7 protein-coding genes are annotated in these 5,767 nt (G+C 70.4%); 3 read left to right on the forward strand and 4 right to left on the reverse strand.

All coding sequences use genetic code 11. From position 1 onward, the window contains the following. From B8460_RS15940 to B8460_RS15950, 3 genes are all read left to right on the forward strand, one after another. On the forward strand, positions 1 to 246 hold a 246-nt coding region (locus tag B8460_RS15940), incomplete at its 5' end, for a hypothetical protein (RefSeq protein WP_048862599.1). A gap of 82 nt (positions 247 to 328) precedes the next feature. Then, positions 329 to 1,444, forward strand: coding sequence for a hypothetical protein (locus tag B8460_RS15945; RefSeq protein ID WP_148360649.1), 1,116 nt, complete (start codon positions 329 to 331; stop codon positions 1,442 to 1,444). Between the two features lie 3 nt (positions 1,445 to 1,447). Then, on the forward strand, positions 1,448 to 2,203 hold the full coding sequence (locus B8460_RS15950) for a hypothetical protein (RefSeq protein WP_048862601.1): 756 nt from the start codon (positions 1,448 to 1,450) through the stop codon (positions 2,201 to 2,203). A gap of 7 nt (positions 2,204 to 2,210) precedes the next feature. On the opposite strand, the gene B8460_RS15955 is transcribed toward B8460_RS15950, so the two are convergent. The 4 genes from B8460_RS15955 to B8460_RS15970 all read right to left on the reverse strand — a co-directional run. Continuing rightward, on the reverse strand, positions 2,211 to 3,164 hold the full coding sequence (locus tag B8460_RS15955) for an alpha/beta hydrolase (protein ID WP_048862602.1): 954 nt from the start codon (positions 3,162 to 3,164) through the stop codon (positions 2,211 to 2,213). Further along, the gene (locus tag B8460_RS15960; RefSeq protein WP_048862603.1) at positions 3,164 to 3,952 is read right to left on the reverse strand and encodes an alpha/beta fold hydrolase; all 789 of its coding nucleotides are present in this window, start codon (positions 3,950 to 3,952) and stop codon (positions 3,164 to 3,166) included. The genes B8460_RS15955 and B8460_RS15960 overlap by 1 nt, the downstream gene beginning before the upstream one ends. 6 nt (positions 3,953 to 3,958) lie before the next feature. Beyond that, positions 3,959 to 5,236, reverse strand: a complete 1,278-nt coding sequence (locus B8460_RS15965) for an LLM class flavin-dependent oxidoreductase (protein ID WP_048862604.1) — start codon at positions 5,234 to 5,236, stop codon at positions 3,959 to 3,961. Between the two features lie 114 nt (positions 5,237 to 5,350). Then, positions 5,351 to 5,767, reverse strand: a 417-nt coding sequence (locus tag B8460_RS15970; protein WP_199445674.1) for a carboxymuconolactone decarboxylase family protein, incomplete at its 5' end; no start/stop codon positions are given.

Below are 5,767 nucleotides of genomic sequence, written 5' to 3' on the forward strand. Positions count from 1 at the left end.
GCGGCGTCGCAGGTGTTACTGCCGACGGCCCGCACCTGGGTCACGGCGCTCGTCCAGGACGCCGGCGTCGTCCTGCCCGCCGTCGCGGCGATCCCCGGCCTGCCGCCGCGCCTCGTGACGGCGCTGTCGGCCGTCCCCGTCCTGCTCGCCGGGTTGCAGGCGGTGGTGGCGCTGGCCCCGGTCGGCGTCGACCGCGCGGGTGCCATGACCCCGGATCAGGCGCGCGCGGCCCTGGCCAGTCTGTGAGCGTTATCGCGTGAACGACCGGGCGCGGGCCCCGGACTGGCGGTCCGCGCCTTCCCTCCCTCCCACCTCAATGCGGGGTTTCATGACCAATACGTACATGATCGACGTCACGGATTTCGGCGGCGGCGCATCGGTCGGCACCGGCGGCGATGACACCGCCGCCTTCAACGCCGCCTTCGCCGCCCTGCGCACGGCGACGAGCGGCACCGTCCTGGGTGGTCCGCCGCGCACCTACCACATCGGCGGCACCATCAACGCAACCGGGCTGACGAATTCCGTCTCGACGATGGTCAGCTTCCCCGGGGCGCAGATCCTCGGCACCACGAACGGCGGCACGGTGATCGACGCGCTCGGCTCGCGCTGGACCACCTGGGTCGGCCTCAATGTCGGGACCGCTCCCGGCATCACCGGGCGCATCGGCATGCAGCTCGGCGCGGCCGGACCGAACATGCTCGGCGACTGCCACACCCTCTCGGGCGCGGTGTTCTGCGGCCAGTGGAGTCTCGCGCCGCTGTATCTGTTCTGCACGGAGACGAGCCTGTTTTCCGGCCTGAAATGCTACAACAACTGCACCGCCGCCGGTGCGCACGCGCTGATCGTCGACGCCTGCAACCATTTCGGCATGCGCTCGTCGTTCGTTCCGGTGACCGCCGCCGTAGACACGCCGCAATCGTACAACGAATGCCTGTTCGCGGTGCCGGACCTCCGCACCATGGGCGACACGCCGCTAATGATCGTCGGCGCGACGCGGCGCCATCGGTATGACAACGGCTACGCGGAGTGCTCATCCAGCGGTGCGGCCGTCCCTGGCATTCTCCTGATTGAGTCCAGCGGGCCGTCGCAGATGCTTACGCTGGACATTCATATAGAGCGCAACATCAGCGACCACATCCTGTTCGACGCGATGACCACCGGGCCGGCGGCGACGACGGGTGTGTCGATCAACGGTCTCGTCGTGCGCGACCATGGGTCTGAGGCGAAGCAGGCGTTGTTCGCGCGTACTGCGAATCTGCCGTCCGGCGTGCACCTCTACAATTCCGAACTGAATATCAACCCCGCCGGCAATGCCGTCCTGTGGGACGATCCGACCGCCTATAATTTCGATGGCCGCATCGCGACGTGGTACGCGCCGACCTTCACCGCGCCCGGTACGATCGACGGCGAGACCGACATCGCCGGCGTCACCACGGCGGTCTAGGCAATGACCGTCGCCGGCCGTCTCGGCCGCCTCCCGGCCGCGCGCGATCCGCGCGTGCCGCGGATGGCCGACTACGTGCGGGCCGTCGCCCCGTCAGGCGCGATCCGATGGGGTGCCGCCGTCGCGTCCTGGCCGATGGCGCTCAATGACCGGCTCGGCTGCTGCACCATCGCGGGGGTCGCGCACGCCAAGCAGATGTACGGCGTGATCGGGGGCGCCGAGCGGGTCATGTCGGACGCGGAGGTCGAGGCCGGTTATCGCCGCTTCGGCTATGCGCCCGGCAACCCCGCCAGCGATCAGGGCGCGGTGGAGGAGGACGTGCTGCGGTCATGGCTGCAGGACGGCTTCGTGATCGGCGGCGTGCTGGACCGGATCGAGGCCTTTGCGTCGATCGCGCCGGCTGACGTGGCCGGCGTGATGACGGGGCTGTCGGTCTTCGGCGCCGTCTATCTCGGCGTCGTGCTGCCCGCCTATGTGCGCGAACAGGACGTGTGGCACGTCCCGGCCGCGCCGAGCGCCGCGGACCTGGCGCCGCTCGGCGGCCATTGCGTGCTGGCGGTCGAAGCGGAGCCGCCGACCGGGCCCGATTCCTGCCTGACGGTCGTGACCTGGGGCGCGCTCCAGCGCGTCACCTGGGGCTGGTGGCTCGCCTGCGGCGAGGAGGCGCATGTCATCGACCATCCCGACTGGACACGGCCCGGCTCGCTGTCGGGCGTCGACCGCGCCGGAATGCGCGCGGCGATGGCGGCGCTGGCGTGATCCCCGCCTAGCCGGCCGCCGCGTCGAAGCCGAGCCGCAGCGCCGCCGCCGCCATGTCCAGGGCGGCGGCGGACGCGCGGATCACCTTCCCCATCGTCAGGAATCCGTGCAGCTGGTCGGCATGATGCACGCGCCAGACCCGCACGCCGTCCATCGCCAGCCGGTCGGCAAAGGCGATGCCCTCGTCGCGCAGCGGGTCGAAGCCGCAGGTCATCACATAGGCGGGCGCGACGCCCGCGAGGCTCGCCGCCCGCAGCGGCGAGGCGCGCCAGTCGGTCCGGTCGGCGCCGGAGGGTGCGTAGTGATCGACGAACCAACGCATCGTCGCCGACGTCAGCGGAAAGCCGCTGAGGTCGAGCGCATAGCTCGGGTGCTGGCCGCCGAGATCGGTTCCCGGATACAGCAGCAGCTGCAACGCCAGCCTGATGCCCTCGTCGCGCGCGGCGATCGCCGCGACCGCCGCGAGGTTGCCGCCGGCGCTGTCGCCGCCCACCGCCACCCGCGCCGGATCGACGCCGAGCGCGGCGCCGTCGGACGACACGGCGTGGCGCAGCACCGCAAGGCTGTCCTCCACCGCCGCGGGAAACGCCTGCTCCGGCGCGAGGCGGTAATCGACCGACAGCACGCGGCAGCGCGCCGCGTTCGCCAGATGGCGGCAGATGCCGTCATGCGTGTCGAGATCCCCGATCACCCAGCCGCCGCCGTGGTAATAGACGAGCGTCGGCGCCGGGACATCGGCCGGGCAGTTGCGGCCGCGGAACAGCCGCACCGGCACCGCCCCGGCCGGCCCCGGCAGCGTGAGGTCACGCGCCTCCGCGACCTCGGGCGGCTCGGGCTGCAACGCCTTGCGGCCGGCCAGATAGGCCTCGCGGGCCTCGGCCGGCGTGAGCGTCTCGAAGGGCGGTCGTCCGGTCAGGCGGATCAGGTCCAGCACGCGCTGGGCATCGGGGTCGAGCGACATCAGTTGGCACACCAACGCAGAATGGCGGCGGCGACGGCGTCCGGCTGATCAAGCTCCGCCAGATGCCCCGCGCCGGGGATTGTCACCAGTTCGGAGGGCGCCCGAAGCCGCTCGCGTATCCGGCGCGCATAGCTCGCCGGCATCACCCGGTCGGCCGCCCCCCACAGCAGCATCGTCGGCGCGGTGATCAGGCCGAGACGCTTCTCCAGCCGCGTGTTGCCGAGCGGCCAAAGCAGGCGCGCCGCCGCCTCGTTCGCGCGGGTCTGCTCGATCGGCCAGTCGATCGAGTTCGCCCCCCCGGGCGGCGCCTTCAGCGCGGTCCAGTTGGCCGGTTCGGCGCACATCAGGGCGGCGATCCGGTCGCCGCGCTGTGCCCACGGATCGGCCGGCGGGTCCGCCGCGTCATACAGACCAAAGGGCGCGATGAGCGCAAGCCGCCGCACGCTCCCCGGCCACAGCGCCGCCATCTCCGCGGCCAGCGCGCCGCCGACGGAGCTGCCGATCAGATCCGCCCCATCGAGCCCGGCTCCCACCAGCAACTGCCGCGCCGCCACCACCCAGTCGAGATGCGTGTCCAGCGCCGCATGGCCGCGCTCGCCCCCCGGAAAGCCGGGCAGCGACGGCACGATCACCGTCCGGTGCGCCGCGAGCGCATCGAGGAACGGTATCCACCGCGGCAGTCCGCCATACCCGGCGAAAAACCCGATCGCCGGCCCCGCGCCCTTGCGCCAGACGCGCATCGGCAGGCCGTTCACCTCGACGGTGCCCGCTTCGACATCCTGCGTCATCGGGGGCTACTCGGCGGCGAGCTTCGGCATGAAGGCCGGCACCTCGGCCCGCTCCGCGCGCGCCATCGGCTGCGGCCACCAGCGGTCCTCCCACTGCGCGAACTTGTCGCGCAGGCGCGGCATCACCTTCTCGGCGAACAGGCGCGTGTTGTACCGCGTCAGCTCCTTGCTCATGTTGCCGAACTGCAGCAGCAGCATCAGATGCCCGACATTCAGCTCGTCGGCGACCTCGTGTAGCTGTTCCACCACCTCGTCGGGACTGCCGACGATGACGTAGCCGTTCTCGACGATGGCATCCATCTCGCGCGCGACCGCGGCCATGCGCGTGCCCGTCGTCGAGCCGAGCACGCCGCCGGACGCGCGCTGCACCTGGCTCGCGAGCCCCGCGCGCTGGCTCGCCTCGGTCACGTAGCCCGGCGGCGTCGCGAAGCGCGGATCGACATGCAGGCACCGGCCGTAGAAGTATTCCGCTGCCTCGGCATACAGCTCCATCGCGTGCTGCCGGCTCTCGCCCACGCCGACGAACTGCAGGAAGCCGGCGCGATACGGGTTCCGGTCCTTGCCGAGACGCGCCATCTCGTCCCAGAAGCCCTTCATCGTCTGCTTGCCGGCCTTGTACCCGTAGTACGACAGGTAGCAGTAGACGTAGTCCATCTCCGCGCACCAATGCCACGTCTCGACCGATCCGCCGCCGGGCACCCAGACCGGCGGATGCGGGCGCTGCACCGGGCGGGGCCAGATGTTGACGTAGCGTTGCTGGTTGTAGCGGCCGTTGAAGGCGAAGGTCTCGCTCTCCGTCCAGGCGCGCATCACCAGATCATGCGCCTCGAGATACCGCTCGCGCAGCATCGACGGGTTCTGGCCATAGGCATAGCAGGTGTCCATCGGCGTGCCGACCGGAAAGCCCGCGATCAGCCGCCCGCCGCTGATCACGTCGATCATCGCGAATTCCTCCGCGACGCGGGTCGGCGGATTGTACAGCGCGAGCGAATTGCCCATGACGCAGATCGCGGTATCGGTCGTGCGCCGCGACAGCGCGCTCGCGATGAGGTTGGGCGAGGGCATCAGGCCATAGCCGTTGGAGTGATGCTCGTTGACGCAGACGGCATCGAAGCCGCAATCGGCGGCGTATTCCAGCTCGTCCATGAAGTCGTTGTACATCAGATGCGCGCGCTTCGGATCGAACAGCGACGAGTGGATATCGACCCAGACCGATGGATGCCGCTCGCGGAAATCATCCGGCAGCTCGGTGTACGGCATCAGATGGAACCACATCAGCTTCATCGCGGACGTCCTCTCCCGTGCAGGTGTCTGGACTTATACCCGCCAGTATCGCCTCGCGCGGCGGCCGGCGTCAAACCGTCCGGCGGCGATGCGGCACGACGATCAGCCTTGCGGTCAGCGCGGAACCGGCGGCGGCGGCAGCGACGGATAATCGGCCGGAGGCGCCTGCACTTGCGCGACGTTCAGCGTCATCGCGACCAGCGTGTAATAGCCGCACAGCGCGATCAGCTCCACCGCGCCATCGGTGCCGAACCGCTCGACGACGCGGCGATAGACCTCGTCGCTCACCTGCCGGTCGCGATGCAGGCCGGTCGCGAAGTCGTACACGGCGGCCTCGTCCTCCGTCATGCCGTCCGGGCGGGCGCCGTCGAGCAGCGGCGCGAGCTTGGCCGCGTCCATCCCCGCCGCGCGGGCCATCGCGTAATGCGCGTACCACTCAAAGCTCGCCTGCCAGACGCAAGCGGTGATCAGGATCGCGAACTCCTTGAGCGCGGGCGGCAGGATCGGATGAAACCGCAGCCGTTCGCCCAC

Source organism: Acidisphaera rubrifaciens HS-AP3 (assembly GCF_000964365.1).
GTDB lineage: Bacteria > Pseudomonadota > Alphaproteobacteria > Acetobacterales > Acetobacteraceae > Acidisphaera > Acidisphaera rubrifaciens.